The organism is Streptomyces sp. NBC_00435, from assembly GCF_036014235.1.
Classification (GTDB): domain Bacteria; phylum Actinomycetota; class Actinomycetes; order Streptomycetales; family Streptomycetaceae; genus Streptomyces.
The window spans coordinates 6862608-6882167 of record NZ_CP107924.1 but is presented as its reverse complement, the minus strand read 5'-3'; the positions used below and the strand labels follow the sequence as shown (position 1 = coordinate 6882167).

The 19560-nt window shown below is 72.6% G+C and carries 18 protein-coding genes; 7 read left to right on the top strand and 11 right to left on the bottom strand.

From position 1 onward, the window contains the following. Positions 1-22 precede the first annotated feature (22 nt). Complete coding sequence (gene idi / locus OG389_RS31055; protein WP_328301831.1) at positions 23-622, top strand: isopentenyl-diphosphate Delta-isomerase; 600 nt, start codon at positions 23-25, stop codon at positions 620-622. A 26-nt stretch (positions 623-648) separates the two neighbouring features. On the opposite strand, the gene OG389_RS31050 is transcribed toward idi, so the two are convergent. Both OG389_RS31050 and OG389_RS31045 read right to left on the bottom strand, forming a co-directional pair. Further along, positions 649-1203 (bottom strand): ATP-binding protein, encoded by a 555-nt coding sequence (locus OG389_RS31050; RefSeq protein WP_443059368.1) that lies wholly within the window; start codon positions 1201-1203, stop codon positions 649-651. 94 nt (positions 1204-1297) lie between these two features. Then, positions 1298-1951, bottom strand: a complete 654-nt coding sequence (locus OG389_RS31045) for an HdeD family acid-resistance protein (protein ID WP_328304231.1) — start codon at positions 1949-1951, stop codon at positions 1298-1300. A gap of 162 nt (positions 1952-2113) precedes the next feature. Between OG389_RS31045 and OG389_RS31040 the strand changes: the two genes are divergently transcribed. After that, positions 2114-2863, top strand: a complete 750-nt coding sequence (locus tag OG389_RS31040) for an enoyl-CoA hydratase/isomerase family protein (RefSeq protein WP_328301829.1) — start codon at positions 2114-2116, stop codon at positions 2861-2863. On the opposite strand, the gene OG389_RS31035 is transcribed toward OG389_RS31040, so the two are convergent. Both OG389_RS31035 and OG389_RS31030 read right to left on the bottom strand, forming a co-directional pair. Beyond that, positions 2838-3476, bottom strand: a complete 639-nt coding sequence (locus OG389_RS31035; RefSeq protein WP_328301827.1) for a DJ-1/PfpI family protein — start codon at positions 3474-3476, stop codon at positions 2838-2840. The two genes, OG389_RS31040 and OG389_RS31035, sit on opposite strands and share 26 nt — an antisense overlap. Positions 3477-3623: 147 nt before the next feature. Beyond that, positions 3624-4586, bottom strand: a complete 963-nt coding sequence (locus OG389_RS31030; protein ID WP_328301825.1) for a GlxA family transcriptional regulator — start codon at positions 4584-4586, stop codon at positions 3624-3626. A gap of 265 nt (positions 4587-4851) precedes the next feature. On the opposite strand from OG389_RS31030, the gene OG389_RS31025 reads away from it, so the two are divergent. Together OG389_RS31025 and OG389_RS31020 are read left to right on the top strand one after the other, a co-directional pair. Beyond that, entirely contained in the window at positions 4852-6117 is a 1266-nt protein-coding gene (locus OG389_RS31025; protein ID WP_328304229.1) for an SLC13 family permease, read from the top strand. A 74-nt stretch (positions 6118-6191) separates the two neighbouring features. After that, entirely contained in the window at positions 6192-7829 is a 1638-nt protein-coding gene (locus OG389_RS31020) for an ABC-F family ATP-binding cassette domain-containing protein (RefSeq protein ID WP_328301823.1), read from the top strand. Positions 7830-8136: 307 nt separating this feature from the next. Here OG389_RS31020 and OG389_RS31015 read toward each other — a convergent pair whose 3' ends face one another. The 6 genes from OG389_RS31015 to OG389_RS30990 form a co-directional block, all read right to left on the bottom strand. Next, the gene (locus OG389_RS31015; RefSeq protein ID WP_328301821.1) at positions 8137-8919 is read right to left on the bottom strand and encodes an SDR family NAD(P)-dependent oxidoreductase; all 783 of its coding nucleotides are present in this window, start codon (positions 8917-8919) and stop codon (positions 8137-8139) included. Positions 8920-9031: 112 nt separating this feature from the next. Continuing rightward, entirely contained in the window at positions 9032-10213 is a 1182-nt protein-coding gene (locus tag OG389_RS31010; protein WP_328301819.1) for an MAB_1171c family putative transporter, read from the bottom strand. Continuing rightward, entirely contained in the window at positions 10203-10586 is a 384-nt protein-coding gene (locus OG389_RS31005; RefSeq protein WP_328301817.1) for a hypothetical protein, read from the bottom strand. The genes OG389_RS31010 and OG389_RS31005 overlap by 11 nt, the downstream gene beginning before the upstream one ends. Before the next feature lie 405 nt (positions 10587-10991). Further along, positions 10992-13457, bottom strand: coding sequence for a Tex family protein (locus OG389_RS31000; RefSeq protein WP_328301815.1), 2466 nt, complete (start codon positions 13455-13457; stop codon positions 10992-10994). A 117-nt stretch (positions 13458-13574) separates the two neighbouring features. After that, on the bottom strand, positions 13575-14438 hold the full coding sequence (locus OG389_RS30995) for an SCO6745 family protein (RefSeq protein WP_328301813.1): 864 nt from the start codon (positions 14436-14438) through the stop codon (positions 13575-13577). Between the two features lie 241 nt (positions 14439-14679). Further along, positions 14680-15255 carry an isochorismatase family protein gene (locus OG389_RS30990; protein WP_328301811.1) on the bottom strand — a complete coding sequence of 192 codons (576 nt, stop codon included), beginning with the start codon at positions 15253-15255 and terminating at the stop codon, positions 14680-14682. A 287-nt stretch (positions 15256-15542) separates the two neighbouring features. Here OG389_RS30990 and OG389_RS30985 point away from each other — a divergent pair, with 287 nt between their 5' ends. Next, positions 15543-17060 (top strand): M1 family metallopeptidase, encoded by a 1518-nt coding sequence (locus tag OG389_RS30985; RefSeq protein ID WP_328301809.1) that lies wholly within the window; start codon positions 15543-15545, stop codon positions 17058-17060. A 77-nt stretch (positions 17061-17137) separates the two neighbouring features. Here the strand turns inward: OG389_RS30985 and OG389_RS30980 are convergent, their stop codons facing one another. Beyond that, entirely contained in the window at positions 17138-18070 is a 933-nt protein-coding gene (locus tag OG389_RS30980) for an oxygenase MpaB family protein (RefSeq protein WP_328301807.1), read from the bottom strand. A 94-nt stretch (positions 18071-18164) separates the two neighbouring features. Between OG389_RS30980 and OG389_RS30975 the strand changes: the two genes are divergently transcribed. Continuing rightward, entirely contained in the window at positions 18165-18377 is a 213-nt protein-coding gene (locus OG389_RS30975) for a hypothetical protein (protein WP_328301805.1), read from the top strand. A gap of 135 nt (positions 18378-18512) precedes the next feature. Continuing rightward, the gene (gene sph / locus OG389_RS30970) at positions 18513-19502 is read left to right on the top strand and encodes a sphingomyelin phosphodiesterase (RefSeq protein ID WP_328301803.1); all 990 of its coding nucleotides are present in this window, start codon (positions 18513-18515) and stop codon (positions 19500-19502) included. Positions 19503-19560: the final 58 nt, after the last annotated feature.

The following is a 19560-nucleotide window of genomic DNA, read 5'->3' as shown; positions in this document are numbered from 1 at the left end:
AAGTCCGAAGCGAAGGATGGGTATGCCGACCACACCAGCCACCGCCGCGAACAGCGCGACCACCGGCACCGGCGCTCAAGAGCCGATCATGCTCGAACTGGTCGACGAGTCCGGCAACACCATCGGCACGGCGGAGAAGCTCTCCGCCCATCAGGCGCCCGGTCAGCTGCACCGGGCGTTCTCCGTGTTCCTCTTCGACGAGCAGGGCCGGCTGCTGCTCCAGCAGCGCGCCCTCGGGAAGTACCACTCCCCCGGCGTCTGGTCGAACACGTGTTGCGGTCACCCCTACCCCGGGGAGTCGCCGTTCGCGGCCGCGGCCCGGCGGACCCACGAGGAGCTGGGGCTTTCGCCCTCACTGCTCGCGCAGGCGGGGACGGTGCGCTACAACCATCCGGACCCGGCGTCGGGGCTGGTGGAGCAGGAGTACAACCACCTGTTCGTGGGACTCGCGCAGGCGGCTCTGCGGCCGGATCCGGAGGAGATCGCTGACACGGCCTTCGTGACCGCCGAGGAGCTGGTGAAGCGGCACGCCGAGGTGCCTTTCTCGGCCTGGTTCATGACCGTGCTGGACGCGGCCCGGCCGGCGATCCGCGAGCTCACGGGTGACGCGGCGGGCTGGTAGCCGGTACGCCGGTGCGTGCGGGCTCCTCAGACCGCGGAGGTCGGGGTGGCGGCCGGTGAGGCGGCCGCCCCGGTGAGCGGCAGGGCCGCCCAGATCACCTTGCCGCCCGTAGAAGTGTGTTCCACGTCGCAGACCCCGCCGGCCTCCAGCGTGATCTCCCTGACGAGGAGGAGCCCCCGGCCGCCGGTCTGGCCGAAATCGGCCTCCAGCGCCTTCGGGCGGTACGGGTGGTTGTCCTCGACCGCCACCCGTACCCACTCCCGGCCGATGGCGACCTCGACCGCGACCTCCGGCGAGAGCAGGGCCGCGTGCCGGACCGAGTTCGTCACCAGTTCGGAGACGATCAGCAGCAGGGAGTAGACCAGGTCCCGGTCCGCCGGCACCCGCTGGCGGCCGAGCAGGTCACGGACCGCGCGGCGGGCCTGCGGAACGGATTCTTCTACGGCGGGAGCCGTGAATCGCCACACTCCCTCGTAGGCGAGGGGGGCGGCCGCGACCTCCGGCTCGTCCCCCTTGACTGGCGGGACGCTCCCGCTGACATCCATTTCCCGGCCCCCGTCTTCACGCTCGATCGTCTGCACACGTCAAGAGTGGGGACCACGGGGCTCCGGCCCGGACCACTGACCAGAAGTCAGCATCAATCGGACACTTTCTGACCACTGGCGTATGACAGAGTCAGTTGTTCGACCGTTCCTGATCTTCTGGAGGCCAGTTCCCGGCCGCCTCGCGCGGTTCGGTCACTACGTCCCCCGTCCCTCCCGGGGTCAACGGAACCTCGTCCTCCCTGACCAAGCCCAGGATGCGGCGGGCTCCCATGCCCACGGCGATCAGACTCAGACCGTCGAACAGCAGCGCGAGGGAGAAGAACGTTCCGATCACGTACAGACTGCTGCCGGGCCAGTTGGCGAGGATCAGGAGCCCCAGCAGGATGCCGAAGGCCCCCTGGACGAGGGTCAGCCCGAGGTGGGCTCCGCGCACCACGACGGCGCCGGCCAGCCGGAACACCCCGCCGGTGAGGAACAGCAGCGCGGCGAACATGGTCAGCGCCTCGGCGCTCGCCTCGGGGCGGCGCAGGATCACGAAGCCGGCCGCGATGTTGATCGCGGCGACGATGACGGCGAGCCAGAAGTAGTTGCTCTTGCGGGACTGGATCGCCTGGAGCAGGCCCACGACACCGCCGGCCAGCAGGAGCCAGCCGAAGAGGAACATCGTGGTCAGGGTGGCGACGCCGGTGTAGACGAGGCCCACCAGCCCGGCCAGCACCAGGAGCACCCCGAGCAGGGCCATCACCCCGAAGCTGCGGCTGACCTTCTTCTTGTCGCCCTCCATGGCCCGGGGACCATTACGGTCCGCACGCTCGGTACGGTCTGCGCCCATGGACGCGCCACCTTTCAGCACCCCCCGGACGGATTTCCCGACTGCCGGTCCACCGAGCTGCCGGGTACCGGTCTTTTGATCATAGGTTTGACCGTCCGGGATAGCATCCGGCGCATGGACGCAGCCCTCCTCTCCTCCGTCGACGACGGGGTCGCCACCGTCGTGATCTCGCACCCCGCCAAGCGCAACGCCATGACGGCGGCGATGTGGCGCGGCCTGCCGGAGCTGCTGGCCGGGCTCGCGGCCGATCCCGCCGTACGGGTCCTGGTCCTGACGGGGGCCGGCGAGACGTTCTGCGCGGGGGCCGACATCTCCTCCCTGACGGGGGACGACGATCCGCAGGCCCTGGCCGTGGCGGCGGAGGAGGCGCTGGCCGCCTTCCCCAAGCCGACACTCGCCGCGATCCGCGGCTTCTGCGTGGGCGGCGGGAGCCAGCTCGCCGCCGCCTGTGATCTGCGCTTCGCGGAGGAGGGGGCGTCGTTCGGCGTGACCCCGGCGAAGCTGGGCATCGTGTACCCGCCCTCGTCCACGCGGAGGCTGGCGTCCCTCGTGGGGCAGTCGACCGCCAAGTACCTGCTCTTTTCCGCGGAGTTGATCGACGCCGAGCGGGCGCTGCGCACGGGCCTGCTGGACGAGCTGCTGCCGGCCGGCCAACTGGCGAAGCGGGTGGCGGAGTTCACGCGGATCCTGGCCACGCGCTCGCAGCTCACGCAGGCCTCCGCGAAGGAGTTCACGGACGGCCGCACGGACCGGGCCGCCCACTGGGCGGCCCAGGCCGCCGGAAGCGGCGACGTCGCGGAGGGGGTCGCCGCGTTCCTGGAGCGGCGCGCGCCCGCCTTTACCTGGACTCCGCCGCGGGGGTGAACTCGCGCAGCCGCGCGACGATTTCGGCGGGCGCCTTCTGCGGGGAACCGGCGTCGTAGGGCGGCTGCGGATCGTACTCGGTCATGAGCTGCACGGTCTGCGCGAACTCGTCCCCGGCGATGCGGCCGAGGAGGGCGAGCCCCATGTCGATCCCCGAGGACACCCCGGCCGCCGTCACGTACTTCCCGTCGAAGACCACCCGCTCCCCGGTGGGCTCCGCTCCGTACGGGGGCAGCCGGTCCAGGTACAGCCAGTGGCTGGTGGCCCGCCGCCCGTCGAGCAGGCCGGCGGCGGCGAGCAGCGTCGAGCCGGTACAGACGGAGGTGGTCCAGGTGGTGGAGGCGTCGACCGTGCGCAGCCAGTCGAGGAGGACGGGGTTCTTCATCTCCGCGTCGGAGGACGGCCCGCCGGGGACGACGAGGATGTCGGGGCGCGTCACCTCGTCGAGTCCCTTCCCGGCGACGAGTGCGAGCAGCCCGTTGTCGTTCCGTACGGGACCCGGCCGCTCGGACACGAAGACGGTCTCGGCGCCCGGGAGCCGGCCGAGGGTGTCGAAGGGCCCGACGGCGTCGAGTGCGGTGAATCCGTCGTAGAGCAGTACGGCGATCTGCATGGCTCCTCCGGAGCGGTTGTCGGGTTACCGGGTTCTGGCGCTGTCGTGCCGCGGTGGTGTCGCGTTGCTGTGGTGTCGCGATCGGGACGGTCCGGGACCGGCGCCCTGGCGGGGTGCGGTTCGTCCGCCGGGCGGGCGGGCCGGCCGTCAGTCGGGGGTGCCGAAACGGCGGCGGTACTCGGCCGGGGACTGACCCAGGGTCTTCACGAACGCCCGGCGCAGGGCCTCCGGGTTGCCGTAGCCGCAGGCCCGGGAGATCTGGGCGACGCCCTCGCCGCCCTCCTCCAGCAGCCGCCGCGCGTGCTGCACCCGTACCCGCTCCACGTACCGCCCCGGCGTCACCCCGGTCTCCGCCTGGAAGGCCCGCGCGAAGTGCCGCGGGGACAGCGCGGCCCGCGCCGCCAACGCGTCCACGCTCAGGTCCTCCCCCGGGTGCTCGGTGATCCAGTGCTGCACGTCCCGCAGCGGCTCCCGCAGTGCCGTCTGCGCCGCGAGCTGCACGCTGAACTGCGCCTGGTTCCCGGGCCGCCGCAGGAAGACCACCAGATGGCGCGCCACGGACAGCGCGAGCCGCCTCCCGTGGTCCTCCTCCACCAGTGCCAGCGCCAGGTCGATGCCGGCCGTGACCCCGGCCGAGGTGGCCACCGGTCCGTCCCGGACGTAGATCGGGTCGGGTTCGACCGTGACGGCCGGGTAGTCCCGGGCCATCCGGTCGCACACGTACCAGTGCGTGGTCGCGCGCCGCCCGTCCAGCAGCCCGGCCTCGGCCAGCAGCAGCCCTCCGGTGCAGACCGACACCAGGCGCTCCGCGCGACCCCCGTGCGCGCGGAGCCAGTCGGTGAGTCTTGGCTCGAAGTCCCCCCTGTACCGGCCCCCGGGCACCAGCAGAGTGGTCCCGGCGCCCGGGCGCTCGTTCTCCAGGTCCCCGTCCGGTACCAGTCCGAGCCCGCTGCTCGCGCGGACCGGTGTGCCGCCCAGGGAGACGGTCCGCAGCACGTACCGCGCCGGCCCGGCGTGGCGGTCGGCGCCGGAGAACACCTCCATCGGTCCCGTGACATCCAGGCTCTGCACGCCGTCGTAGAGGAGGACGAGCACGTTTCGGGGTGACATGACCTCATCGTGTGACACCGCGACCCATGGCCGCAATGACGCGGATCCCTCCTATCCGGCCATGGAACGGCCCTGTCATGATCCTGCCGCGGACCGGCTGCCCGGGGTCCCGTCCGGCACCGTGCCCGGCCGCACGTCTAGCCTGGCGTCCGGCACCGTGCCGTGGCGCCGCCCGCACCGCAGCTGCGGCGCCAGGCCCGCCGCCACGGGTCCCGTGTCCGGCCCTGCCCCACCCCGTCCTCCCCTCCCCGCTCCGGAGCCCGTCCTGAATCCCCTCGTCGCCGCGTCCCTCTCCGTCGTCCTCCTCCTCGGCGTGCTGGCCTTCGCCGTACTGCGTCCGCGCGGGCTGCCCGAGGCCTCCGCTGCCGTGCCCGCGGCCGGGCTGCTCGTCGTACTCGGCGTCGTACCGGCCGCCGACGCGTGGGCGCAGGTGCGCGAGCTGCTGCCGGTGGTCGGGTTCCTCGCGGTGATCCTGGCGCTGGCCCAGCTCTGCGCCGACGAGGGACTCTTCCGGGCCGCCGGCGCCGCCGTGGCCCGGCGGGCGGCGGGGCGGGGGCCGGTGGCGCTGCTCGGCGGGGTGTTCGCCGTCGCCTCGGTCGTCACGGCCGCGCTGAGCCTGGACGCGACGGTGGTGCTGCTGACCCCGGTGGTGCTGGCCACGGCCTCCCGGCTGGGGGCCCGGCCGCGGCCGCACGTCTACGCCACCGCGCACCTGGCCAACTCGGCCTCGCTCCTCCTGCCGGTCTCCAACCTCACGAACCTGCTCGCCTTCGCCGCGAGCGGGCTGTCCTTCACCCGCTTCGCGGTGCTCATGACCCTGCCGTGGCTGGCGGCGATCGGGGTGGAGTACGCGGTCTTCCGCCGCTTCTTCCGGCGCGACCTGGCGGCTGCCCCGGAGCACGTCCCGGAAGCCGCGGACCCCGCGCCGCTGCCCCGGTTCGCGGCCGGTGTGCTCGCGCTGACCCTGGCCGGCTTCGCACTCGCCTCCTTCGCCGGGGCGAGCCCCGCGTGGGCGGCGCTCGCGGGCACGCTCGTCCTGGCCGTACGGGCGCTGCGGCGGCGGGAGACCACCCCGGTCCGGATCCTGGCCTCGGCGGCGCCCGCCTTCTGCCTGTTCGTGCTGGCGCTGGGTGTGGTGGTGCGCGCGGTCGTGGACCACGGGCTGGGGGCCGGGCTGGAGTGGATGACCCCGGCCGGGGACTCCCTGCCCGCGCTGCTCGCGGTGGCGGCCGCGGCCGCCGTACTGGCCAACCTGATCAACAACCTGCCCGCGGTGCTCGCCCTGCTCCCAGTGGCTTCGGCTGGTGGTGCGGGGCCGGTGCTGGCGGTGCTGATCGGGGTGAACATCGGGCCGAACCTGACGTACGCGGGATCGCTGGCCACGCTGCTGTGGCGGCGGATCCTGCACAAGGACGGGTACGACGGCGTACGGCTCGGGGACTTCACCCGGCTCGGCCTGCTGACCACGGTCCCGGCGCTCGCCGCAGCGGTGACGGCCCTGTGGGCGGGCCTGCGGCTGCTCGGCGCCTGAGGCCGCGGGCCGGGCAGCACCGCTCCCCGGCCCCGGGACCCGGAGGGCCGGGGCGCGGATAGGATCGGCAGATCATGACTGCAACCCTCGTCGCCAAGAAGCTCACCGCCGCGCACGGTGAGCGCACGCTCTTCGCCGATCTCGACCTCGTCGTCGCGCCCGGCGACGTCATCGGCCTCGTCGGCGTCAACGGCGCCGGGAAGTCCACCCTGCTGCGGATGCTCGCCGGGCTGGACGCTCCCGAGACCGGTGAGCTGCGCCTCTCCCCGCCCACCGCCGCCGTCGGGCACCTCCCCCAGGAGCCCGAGCGGCGCCCCGGCGAGTCGATCCGCGAGTTCCTGGCCCGGCGCACCGGCGTGGCCGCGGCGCAGGCCGCGCTCGACGCGGCGACGCAGGGCCTGGTGGACGGCACGCCGGGCGCGGACGACGCGTACGCGGAGACCCTCGACCAGTGGCTGAACCTCGGCGGCGCCGACCTCGACGAGCGGGCCCAGGAGGTCGCCGACGACCTCGGGCTGGCGGTGGGTCTCGACCTGCCGATGACCGCGCTCTCCGGCGGCCAGGCCGCCCGCGCCGGACTGGCCTCGCTCCTGCTGTCCCGCTACGACGTCTTCCTGCTGGACGAGCCGACCAACGACCTCGACCTCGACGGTCTGGAGCGCCTCGAGCAGTTCGTGAAGGGGCTGCGCGCCGGCACGGTCGTCATCAGCCACGACCGCGAGTTCCTCACGCGCACCGTCACCAAGGTCCTCGAACTGGACCTGGCCCAGCAGCAGATCAACCTCTACGGCGGCGGCTACGACGCCTACCTGGAGGAGCGCGAGCGGGCCCGCGACCACGCCCGCGAGGAGTACGACGAGTACGCCGACAAGCGGTCCGCGCTGGAGGGCCGGGCCGCGATGCAGCGGGGCTGGATGGACAAGGGCGTCAAGAACGCCCGCCGCAAGGCCACCGACAACGACAAGATCGGCAAGAAGTTCCGGAGCGAGGCGAGCGAGAAGCAGGCCTCCAAGGCCCGCCAGACGCAGCGCGCGATCGAGCGCCTCGACGTGGTCGACGAGCCGCGCAAGGAGTGGGAGCTGCGCATGGAGATCGCGGCGGCCCCGCGCTCCGGCTCAGTGGTGGCCACCCTGCGCGAAGCGGCGGTGCGGCGCGGGGACTTCGGGTTCGGTCCGGCCAGTCTGCAGATCGACTGGGCCGACCGGGTCGCCATCACCGGCGCCAACGGGGCCGGGAAGTCGACCCTGCTGGCCGTGCTCCTCGGCCGGCTGGCGCCGGACTCGGGCTCCGCCACCCTCGGTTCGGGCGTGCTGGTCGGTGAAGTCGACCAAGCACGTGGCCTGTTCCTCGGCGATGAGCCACTCCTGGAAGCCTTCTGCGCGGCCGTGCCCGACACCGAGCCGGCCGAAGTCCGCACCCTGCTGGCCAAGTTCGGCCTGAAGGCGGCGCACGTGACCCGCCCGGCGGCGACCCTCTCCCCCGGCGAGCGCACCCGGGCGGCGCTGGCGCTGCTGCAGGGGCGCGGGGTGAACCTGCTGGTGCTGGACGAGCCCACCAACCACCTCGACCTTCCGGCGATCGAGCAGCTGGAGTCCGCCCTGGAAGCCTACGAGGGCACCCTGCTGCTGGTCACGCACGACCGCCGGATGCTCGACGCGGTCCACGTGACCCGCCGGCTGCGGGTCGAGGACGGCAGCGTCACCGAGCTCTGATCCCGCCCGTCGACCTCGGGCAGCACGGGCCGCTGGTACCGGGGCTGCGGCCCTCCGCCTGGGCAAAGCTGGAGAAGCCGCTCGGGCGGCGGTCCGACTGCCGGCCGCGGGCGCGCTGTCGGGATCCGATGACCCGGAGGCGACCGTCGCGTGGGTGCGGCCCTGGCTGGAGGACCGCGATGCCCATGTGCGGCCGGCGGCCTCGTGGACGGCGCTCCTGGTGGCCGCTCCGGACGGGGCGACAGGAACCCCGTGCCCCCTCGGCCCGGCCGGCGCCGGACCGTACCGTGACGGGCCGCCCGGCCGCCTAGACCGCGTCCACCGGGGGGCGCCGTGTGCGGGCCATCTTCCGGGCCACGAAGGTGCGCGGGAGGTGGCGGACCGCGAGGGCGTACGCCTGGTAGCGGCGGCCGGTGATGCTCACCGGCCGGCGCCGGGCCAGGTCCTTCAGGGCCTGGGCCACCACCTCGCGCGGCTCCAGCCACACCGCGTCGCTCAGGGCGCTGACGTCCATCCCGGCACGCTCCTGGAACTCGGTGCGGGTGAACCCGGGCACCACGGCCAGCACGCGCACCCCGTACGGCTCCATGTCCACGCGCAGCGACTCGCTGAAGGCCGTGATCCAGGCCTTCGCGGCGCCGTAGGTCCCGGTCGGCAGGAGTCCGGCCACCGAGGAGACGTTGACCACCGCGCCCCGGCGGCGCGCGCGCAGGCCCGGGAGCACCGCGTGGGTGAGCCGGAGCGGGACCTTGACCAGCAGGTCGAGCATCCGTTCCTCGTCCTCGACCGGGCTGTAGGGGAACGGCACGGGGAGTCCGAAGCCGGCGTTGTTGACCAGGATGTCCACGGGCCGGGCGGGGTCGACGAGCCGTTCGACGACGGTCCCGAGGCTGTCGGGGTCCAGCAGGTCGGCGGGCAGCACCTCGCAGACGGTGCCGAATTCCCGGCCGAGGTCCGCGGCGACGGCCTCGAGGCGGGCCTTGTCGCGGGCGACGAGGACGAGGTCGCAGCCCTTGGCGGCGAAGCCGCGGGCGAAGGCCGCGCCGAGTCCGGCGCTGGCCCCTGTGATCAGTACGGTGGTGGCGGTCAAGGGAGTTCCATTTCCTGGCGGTCGAGCGATTCGTGCGGATACGGATACCGATACGAGTACGGGCACGGGCACGCGTGCGGGTGCGCCGTGTCGTGCCGGGGCGCCCGGGGTCTCATGGGGTGAAGCCGCTGGCGGCGGGCGAGACGTAGGCCCGGGCGACGTCCACGAGGAAGCGGGCCTCCCCCTCCAGGTCTCCGCCCCCGGCCGAGGTCTGGAGGGCGGCCGGCAGCTCCAACGCGTCGCCCTCGCACCGCTGTTGCGGGATCCCGGCCAGCTTCGCCTGCCGCGCCTCCTTCAGTACGCAGGCCAGCGCGGCCGCGCTGCGCCGCGCTTCGGGCACACCGCTGCCCGCGACGTGGCCGCGCGCGAGCTCCGGCACGCCCGGGGCCACGTACTCCCCCAGGATCAGGATCGCGTCGCGGGTCTCGATGACCTTGCGGTAGACGAGCAGGTTGCGCGGGACCGGCGGCCACAGCAGTTCCAGCAGGCGGCCCGCGCGCGGCTCGTTGAGGGCGACGTGCGGGACGGCGTGGACCAGGTCGCGCCAGAGCGGCCACAGCCGCCAGGCGGTGGCGGTGTCGGCGGCCGTGCGGCGGAAGGTGAACAGGGTCGGGACGAGGATCGCGGCGGCGCGCAGCAGGCCGTGCGCGTTCATCAGCAGCGGGTTCGCGGGCATCGCCCAGGTGAACCCGAAGAGCGCCTTGAGCAGGTACACGAACCAGAACACCCCGGCGAGCGCGGTGCCGAGGCCGAAGAGCAGCAGTCCGGCGGCCAGGCCCCGGCTCTCGGTGCGGCGGCTGTAGCGCCAGCAGACGGACACGCAGACGCTGTTGGCGAGGAGGTGCGCGGAGATCAGCACCAGCCAGTAGCCGAGGGAGGGCACCGGATCGCCGGCCGGCGGGATGGTGTGCGTGCCGTGCACGGGCGCGGCCGCGTCCAGGGCGACGAGGGCGGTCAGCCACAGGACCGTGCCGGCGCCGGAGGCGATCTGGAGCCGGCGGCCCCGGGTGGCGGCGGCCACGAAGTAGAGCACGGCGCCCGCGGAGAGGACACCGGTGAGGTTGCGGACCAGCCCGATGGTGTGGGCGTAGGCCGGGTCGCGGCCCATGGCGTAGGCGACGACGTCCGGTAGGTTCAGCGTCATGGCGGCCGCGGCGGTGGCGACGGCGAGCCACAGGCCCCGCTGGTGCGGGGCGCGCAGGGCGCCGGGGGCGCGGAGCAGGACGGCGAGCCAGAGGAACACGACGCTGGGGACGGCGAGCGCGTCGCCGAAGGCGGTGAGATCAGCAGCCATGGCGGCCCGGCCCCCGCCCCCGCCGCTCGTAGCCCATCGCGGACTCCAGCCGGGCCAACGTGTCCCGGCCCGTGGCCGCGTGGCCGAGGCGCGGACCGCGCGATCCCGTGCGGATGCGGATCATGCTGGCCAGCATTTCCGCCTCCCGCTCCTGGTGGGTGGTGTAGTTGGTGCGCCCGAGCACGGTGGCGATGCCTGCGCCCGTGCCGTCCGCGCCCCCGCTGGCCCCGGTGTCCGCGGCTTCCAGGGAGTTGTGTCCGAAGAGGATGTGGCCGATCTCGTGGAGCACGATGTGCTCCCGGTGCAGCGGGGTGGTCTGGGCCTCGTAGAACACGTAGTCCACGCTGGCGGTACCGACCCACAGTCCGCACACTCCGGACTCCGCCGCCTCCTTGGGCAGGGGGTGGAGCCGGATGGGGCGACCCCGCTGCTCGGCTATCCGGTCGCACAGTCCGTCGAGGGAGAAAGGGTCTGTCAGTTCAAGACGGCTGAGAATCGACTCGCACCGTTTACGCAGACTGAGTTGCGGGTGGCGCATGTGTTCCCTCTTCGGACCCTTTCTCGGGCAGCGATGATAGGCGTGCGTGGGCAGGGGCATGACGTCCTTTGCCTTCAAGGCGACCTCGGGAGTGCGGTCCTGAGGGGAAACACGGAAGCCCGTTCGCCGAAAGACGAACGGGCGTTCCGTCATGCCTACAGATCTTGCAGCGGAGTTGGCAAGGTATGTCCCCATGTGAGGTGCCTATTCGGCCAACCCGTCATGAGCTGCCACGAGTTGCTAGCGCTTGCGGCCGCCCCGCTCGTCGGGGCCGCTGAGACCGGCACGGCGCAGGGCGTCGGCCATCGCGCTGTTGGCCGGCGCCGGAGCTCCGCCGCCCTGACCGCCCTGACCGCCCTGGCGCTGGCCCCTGCCGCCGTCGCGCGAGCCGCCCCTGGCCCCGTCGCGCGAGCCGCCCTGGCCACCGCGCTGCTGCGGGGGCTTGCCGCCACCGCCCCGCTCGCCCCGCTCGCCCCGCTCCTCGCGCTGCTTCGGCGCGCCGGCACCGCCGCCGCCGGCGGCGCCGCGCTCCGCCTCGTCCTCGAGCCGCAGCGTCAGCGAGATCCGCTTGCGCGGGATGTCCACGTCCATGACCTTCACCCGGACGACGTCACCCGGCTTGACCACGTCCCGCGGGTCCTTGACGAAGGTCTTCGAGAGCGCGGAGACGTGCGCCAGCCCGTCCTGGTGGACGCCGATGTCGATGAAGGCGCCGAAGGCGGCCACATTGGTGACCACACCCTCCAGGATCATCCCGGGGGCCAGGTCGCCGAGCTTTTCGACGCCCTCCTTGAAGGTCGCCGTCTTGAACGCGGGACGCGGGTCCCGGCCCGGCTTCTCCAGTTCGCGCAGGATGTCGGTGACCGTCGGCAGGCCGAAGGCCTCGGTGACGAACTGCTCCGGACGCAGCGAGCGCAGCACGCCGGTGTTGCCGATCAGGGCCGCCACCTCGCTGCCCGCCGTCTTCCCCATGGAGCGGACGACCGGGTACGCCTCGGGGTGCACGCTGGAGGAGTCCAGCGGGTCGTCCCCGCCGCGGATCCGCAGGAAGCCCGCGCACTGCTCGTACGCCTTCGGGCCGAGCCGGGCCACGTCCTTGAGGCCCTTGCGGTTGCGGAAGGGGCCGTTGGCGTCGCGGTGCGCGACGATGTTCTCGGCGAGTCCGCCGCTGATGCCCGAAACCCGCGAGAGCAGCGGTGCGGAGGCGGTGTTGACGTCGACGCCGACGCCGTTCACACAGTCCTCGACCACGGCGTCGAGCGAGCGCGAGAGCTTCACCTCGGACAGGTCGTGCTGGTACTGGCCGACTCCGATCGACTTCGGGTCGATCTTCACCAGCTCGGCGAGCGGATCCTGCAGACGGCGGGCGATGGAGACGGCGCCGCGCAACGACACGTCCATGTCCGGGAGTTCCTGCGAGGCGAAGGCGGAGGCCGAATACACCGAGGCGCCGGCCTCCGAGACCATCACCTTGGTGAGCTTCAGCTCGGGGTGGCGGGCGATGAGGTCCGCGGCGAGCTTGTCGGTCTCGCGGGAGGCGGTGCCGTTGCCGATGGCGACGAGGTCGACCGCGTGCTCCTTCGCCAGCCGGGCGAGCTTGGCGAGCGCGTCGTCCCACTTGTTCGCGGGCACGTGCGGGTAGATCACCTCGGTGGCCACGACCTTGCCGGTGGCGTCCACGACGGCCACCTTCACGCCCGTGCGGAAACCCGGGTCCAGGCCGAGCGTCGCGCGGGTGCCGGCGGGTGCGGCGAGCAGCAGGTCGCGCAGGTTGGACGCGAAGACCCGTACCGCCTCGTCCTCGGCGGCGGCACGCAGCCGGGTGCGCAGGTCGATGCCGAGGTGCACCTGGATCTTCGTGCGCCAGGCCCAGCGAACGGTGTCGGCGAGCCACTTGTCGCCGGGGCGGCCGCGGTCGTTGATGCCGAAACGCCGGGCGACCATGCCCTCGTAGGTGGAGGGTCCGGGCGTCTCGCTCGGCTCCTCGGGCTCCAGGGTGAGATCGAGGACGTCCTCCTTCTCCCCGCGGAGCATCGCGAGCACGCGGTGCGAGGGCAGTGCGGTGAAGGGTTCGGTGAAGTCGAAGTAGTCGGCGAACTTGGCGCCCGCCTCCTCCTTGCCCTCGCGGACCTTCGCGGCGAGCCGGCCGCGGCCCCACATCCGCTCGCGCAGTTCACCGATGAGGTCGGCGTCCTCGCCGAACTTCTCGGTGAGGATGGAGCGGGCCCCTTCCAGGGCCGCGCCCGGATCGGCGACCCCCTTGTCCGCGTCCACGAACGCGGCGGCCCGGGCGGCCGGTTCCACCGAGGGGTCGGCCAGCAGGCCGTCGGCGAGCGGCTCCAGGCCGGCCTCGCGGGCGATCTGGGCCTTGGTGCGGCGCTTGGTCTTGAAGGGGAGGTAGATGTCCTCCAGCCGGGCCTTGGTGTCGGCCGCGTTGATGCGGGCCTCCAGCTCGGCATCGAGCTTGCCCTGCTCCCGCACGGAGGAGAGGATCGCCGCGCGCCGGTCCTCCAGCTCGCGCAGGTAGCGCAGCCGTTCCTCCAGGGTGCGCAGCTGGGCGTCGTCGAGCATCTCGGTCGCTTCCTTGCGGTAGCGAGCGATGAACGGCACGGTCGAGCCGCCGTCGAGCAGCTCGACGGCGGACTTGACCTGCCGCTCCCGTACGCCGAGCTCCTCGGCGATCCTGCCTTCGATGGACATGGTCACTGTGCGGTCCCGCCTGCCTTCGTACGTGTACGTGATGGTGCTGCGTGCTGCGTCGGAAGGCTGCCAATTGTGGCAGGTGGCGGCCCCGGACGTCGGGAGCCCTGTCCGGCCCGGGTCTCAGGCCCTGCCGAGCAGGTCCCCGGGGAAGGCTCCGGCGGCGAAGGCCTGCATGGTGAAGCCACCGCCGAGCTCCGCGAGCCGGGCGAGTCCGGCGGCGCCGAGGTGCTCGTACGGGGCCTCGTCGAGGCGGTCGGTCTCCGTCTCCAGTGCTTCGCGCAGCGCCGCGCCCTCGGCGGTGAGCCCGCCCCCGGCGTCGAGCAGGCCGCGGTCGCGCAGCCGGCCGGTGGCCGCGTCGAGGTCGGACTGGTTCCAGCCGCGGATGGACTTGAGGTATTTCGGGGTCATGCCGCGCCCGGTGGCCGTGTGGCTGACCAGGGCTTCGACCGGGTCCAGGCCTACGGTGAGCAGGGCGACGAGGTGCCCGTCCCCGCGGTGCTCGCGCAGGAGGGTGGTGGCGTGCCAGAGCCGCAGGTGCGGCTCCTCGGGTACGGGGAGGTCCGCGTGGGCCGAGTACAGCGTACGGGCGTGCCGGGTGCACGCCTCGGTCGCGCGCATCGCCAGCTCGGCGGCCTCGGCGATCTCGGGGGATTCGATGGTCCCGGGACCGAGGAGCCGGCGCAGCGTGGAGTCGGCGGCCCGCAGCCGGGCGGCGAGGACCTGTTCGGGGGTCGCCGTCTCCCAGACGGTCGGCAGGTGCCGGGCGACCAGGTCGTGGCGGTAGTTGTAGAAGGTGGCGGTCACGGTGCCCGCGCCGACCGCGCCCATGGCGGCCGACCGGGAGGAGAGGTTGACCGCGGCCCAGTCGGTGATCCCGAGGGCGGAGAACTCCTTGCCGAGGTCGGGCGAGAAGTAGACGGTGGAGTGCAGCGGGTTGATCGCCCCGTGCCAACAGCGGCGGGCGGCGTGCTCGGGAAGGGTCATGCGGGGCAGGCTAACGACTGCTTGGTATGCAGTGAAGAGCGCTGCTCCGACGGGCCGCAGGTGAGGGAGTGCCTTCCGGAACACGGCTCCGGCCGCCGCCCCGGCCCGGCCACTGCGCCGGCCTGCCCCCGCCCGGCCTGCCCCCGCCCGGGGAAAGGATCAGGCCGGAAACGCGGAAGTCCCCCTCTTCCGCGCCGTCTGCGGGAGAGGGGGGCCCGTTGCCGGTGTTGCGGCGTCGGTGTTACTTCAGCTCGGCGCCGGTGGCGACGACCACACCGTAGAGCTCGGTGACCGTGGCGAGGGCCGCCTGGTGGATCTGCTGCGCCGTCAGGGCGCCCGCCGGGCTCTCCAGCGCTCGGGTCGCCGAGGCGTCGGCGACGACGGTCGGGGCGTAGCCGCGCAGGAAGGCGCCCTCGGTGGTGAAGAGGGTGCACATGTTGGTCATGAACCCGGCGATGATCAGGTTCTTGCGACCGGTGGCCTCGATGATCCCGTGGAGATCGGTGTTGTGGAAGCCGTTGGGCACGGACTTGGTGACGACGGCCTCGTTGTCCCGGGGGGCGACGGACGCGTGGATGGTGCCCGGCTCGGTGTCGATGCCGTAGCCGCCGTCGCGGATGTGGACGACGGGGGTACCCGCCTCGCGGGCCCGGGCGAGGAGCTGCGCGGCGGAGGCCAGCGCGGGCTCCCAGCCGTCCAGCTCCATGACGCCGCCGGTGTAGGTGTTCTGGTAGTCGACCAGGACGAGGACCGCGTTCTCGAAGGTCGCGGGGGTCTCGTCGAAGCCGTTGAGCTGACGCAGGGTGGTGGTAGCCATAGGAATGCCGTTCTCAAGAGGGTGGGGGTGGCGGCCGGCGTGCGGGGCCACGACGGCAACGCTAGGACCCGTGGAACGCGGCGGCAATGACGGCTGAATTGCAGATACGGACATCGATCGGTGCAGGCCGGGGACCGGCCGCGAGATTTCCGGCGCCGCCCGGTCCGGTACGGGCGTTTTTCAGACGCGTGGCGATCGTGTGACAGCAGGGGCCATGGACATGACGTGAGGTCCCGGGCGTGAATACGGTCGAACGGAAGCCACTCCCCTACCCATTGGAGTTCAAGGTGCACCGCAAAGTCATCGCCCCCAGCGTGCTCGCCGCTTCCCTTCTGCTGGTGATCCCGGCGTCGGCGGCGAGTTCGGGTCCGGGCGCCCCGGGTATCGGCGATCCCTATTACCCGGCCAGCGGCAACGGCGGGTACGAGGTCTCCCACTACGACCTGCGCCTGCAGTACCAGCCCAAGACCGACCTGCTGGAGGGCACCGCCACCCTGCTGACCACCGCCAAGCAGGACCTGTCCCGCTTCAACCTGGACTTCGGCCTGGACGTCAGCGAGATCCGGGTCAACGGCGTCAAGGCGAAGTTCGCCAAGTCGGGCACCCAGGAGCTGGAGGTCACCCCGGCCACCCCGCTCCAGCGCGGCCGGCAGTCGAGCGTGGTCGTCAAGTATGCGGGCAAGCCTTCGGAGTTCAAGGTCGACGGCTGGTCGGCCTGGCAGCGCACCCCGGACGGCGGGATCGCCGCGCAGGAGCCCGATTCGGCGGTCTGGTGGTTCCCGAGCAACGACCACCCGCTCGACAAGGCCACCTTCGACGTCTCGGTGAACGTGCCCGACGGCACCCAGGCGATCAGCAACGGCGTGCTGCAGTCGCAGAGTTCACGGCTCGGCTGGACCCGCTACAACTGGCGCTCGAACAAGCCGCAGGCGACGTACCTCGCCACCCTGGCGATCGGCAAGTTCGACATCACCACCGACAAGACGTCGAGCGGGCTGCCGATCCTGAACGCCTACAGCCAGGACCTCGGTGACAACGCGGGCGCGGCGCGGGCGAGCGTGGAGCGCACCGGCGAGGTCGCCGAGTGGCTGGAGGGCGTCTTCGGCCCGTACCCCTTCAACGCGCTGGGCGGCTACGTCCCGAACGTGCCCAGCGGCTTCGCCCTGGAGACGCAGACCCGGCCGTTCTACAGCCCCAAGCAGTTCGCGAACGGCGCGAACGTCTCGGTGGTCGTGCACGAGCTGGCCCACCAGTGGTACGGCGACAGCGTGTCCGTCGACGGCTGGAAGGACATCTGGGTCAACGAGGGCTTCGCCCGCTACAGCCAGTGGCTGTGGTCGGAGAAGGAGGGCGAGGGCACCGCGCAGGAGCTCGCCGACTGGTCGTACCAGCTGCGTGCTGCGGAGGACCCGTTCTGGCAGGTGAAGCCGGGCGACCCGGGCCCGGAGAACCAGTTCCACGGGGCCGTCTACGACCGGGGCGCGATCGCCATCCAGGCGCTGCGCAACAAGGTCGGCGACGAGAAGTTCTTCCAGATCCTCAAGGGCTGGCCGACCGAGCGCGCCTACGGCAACGCCAAGGTCGGTGACTTCGTCCGCTACGCGGAGAAGATTTCCAACCAGCCGCTCGCGCAGCTCTTCGAGACCTGGCTCTACACCCCGGGCAAGCCGGCCCTCTCGGACCTGAACCCGGCGGCCAAGGTCCCGGGCGCCCGCACCCTGCGGGCCCCGGCCGCGAAGCCGGTGGCCGAGCCGAAGTCCTGGAAGAAGATCGCCGCGACGGACTCCGTCCACGAAGGCCACTGATCCGCGGGCGCGGCCAAGGTGCCGGGACCGTACGGAAGAAACCACGGCCGTACGGTCCCCTCGCGCGCCGGTACCCCTCAGGGGGTCCCGGCGCGCCGGCGCGCCCGGGCCGCGCGGGCGATCGGGAGGTAGCGCAGGCGTTCCGGCAGGAGGGGTACGAGGATGCGTACGGCCGTGCTGAAACGGCGCAGGCGGCGCTCCTGGGCCGGGGTCCACTCCAGACCGATGGCGGCGCGGGCCTCGGGCGGCATGTAGCCGACGCTGACAAAGGCCCGGAAGTGCAGGAAGGCGGCCCGCAGAACCGGCCAGGTCAGGCGCAGCAGGATCCGGACGGGCAGCGGGCCGCCCCCGGGGCGGGGCAGCGGCGCGTCGGTGGCGACGAGCTCGCGCGCGACCGGGGTGGACTCGATCTCCTCGGCCAGCATCCGGTGGTAGTAGGGCCAGTACTCCTCGATGCTCCGGGGCATGTCCCGGTCGTGGAGGCCGAGGATGCGGCCGACCTGGAGCCACTCGCTGTAGAGCCGGCGCTCCTGGGCGGGTGTGAAGCGGCGCAGCAGGTAGCGCCCGGCGTAGAGGTAGACCGGGAAGCCGGTGGCGTGCACCCAGGCGTAGCAGGCCGGGTCGAGGGAGTGGTAGCGGCGGCCCCGGGTGTCGGTGCCCTGTATCTCCTTGTGCAGCCGGCGCACCCTGCGCCCCTCGGCCGCGGCGTCCGATCCGCCGTACACCCACAGCTGGACGGAGCGCAGGGAACGCTCGCCGCGGCCCCAGGGGTCGGTGCGGAAGACGGAGTGCTCGTCGACGCCGGCCCCGATCGCGGGGTGCGCGACCTGCATGGTGAAGGCCGCGGGCAGCATGAGCAGCGCGCGGACGTCTCCGGCGATGGTCCAGAGCACGCCGCCGGGCGGCGGGGGCTCGGGGTCCGTCCGGCCGCCGGACGCACGCCGTGCCGCCGGGCCCGCGGGCGCCGCCGGCTGTGCCGATCGCTCCGCCGGGTGCTCCGTCGTGCTCATGAGTGCGCCCCCAGGGTGTAGACCTCGCCGTTCTCCCAGTATGACGGTGGTCCCGCACCTTCCACCGGGCCCCCGGACGGTGCATCCTGCGGCGATGAACCTGTCCCCGTCGGCCTGGCTGGAGGACGCGGCGCCCACCCTGCTCGCGATCGCGGCCGTCACCCTGGCCTGCCTCACCGCGTTCGCCCTCGTGGTCCACGCCCTGCTGCGCGTCGTCCTGCGGCGCCGGTGGCTCCGTGACGCTGCCTCCAGCGCCTCCGAGCAGGGCGATCTCTCCGGCTTCACGTGGACCTCCACGGCGGACTGACCGGCTCCGTTCCGCCGCCGACCCCACCTTGTCGTGGTCCGGACAGAAAGTCGTGTCATGGGTGTTACCCAGAGGTAACCGTGGCTGCTTGGATGGCGGAGCCGATCTTCCCCCACAGGAACGAGGGAGAACTCCATGCCCCACATCCAGCCCCGCAAGGCCAGGGCCGCCGCCGCGGTCGTCGCCGCGATCGCCGTCGGATCGCTCGCCGCGACCACGGCTCCGGCCGCCACCGCCGCGGAGAGCGCCGCCGCACCGCGGCTCAGCGTTCTGACGTACAACACGTTCCTGATGAGCAAGAACCTCTACCCGAACTGGGGCCAGGACCACCGGGCGACGGAGATCCCCAAGGCCTCCTTCTTCCAGGGCCACGACGTGGTCGTGCTCCAGGAGGCCTTCGACAACGGCGCCTCGGACGCGCTGAAGTCCAACGCCTCGGCGCAGTACCCGAACCAGACCCCCGTCGTGGGCCGCAGCAAGAGCGGCTGGGACGCGACGGGCGGCGCCTACTCCTCCACCACCCCGGAGGACGGCGGCGTCACGATCCTCAGCAAGTGGCCGATCCTGCGCAAGGAACAGGTCGTCTACAAGGACGCCTGCGGCGCCGACTGGTGGTCCAACAAGGGCTTCGCCTACGTCGTGCTGAACGTGAACGGGACCAAGGTCCACGTGGTCGGCACGCACGCCCAGTCCACCGACCCGGGCTGCGACGCGGGCGAGGCGGCGCAGATGCGTTCCCGCCAGTTCCGGAGCATCGACGCGTTCCTGGACGGGAAGAACATCCCGGCGAACGAACAGGTCATCGTGGCGGGCGACATGAACGTCGACTCGCGCACCCCCGAGCTCGCCTCCATGCTGGCCGACGCCGACCTGGCACCGTCCGACACCCGCACGGGGCACCCGTACTCCTTCGACACCGCGCTGAACTCGATAGCGAACTACCGCTACCCGACCGACCCGCGCGAGGACCTGGACTACGTGCTCTACCGCAAGGGCAACGCGCGCCCCGCGAACTGGGACAACAACGTGGTGAAGGAGCAGTCCGCGCCCTGGACCGTCTCCAGCTGGGGCACCTCGTACACCTACACCAACCTCTCCGACCACTACCCGCTGATCGGGCGCTGATCGGCCCCCGGGGGTGCCCGCCGCGATCCGGCGGGCACCCCGGGCCCGGGGCACCCGG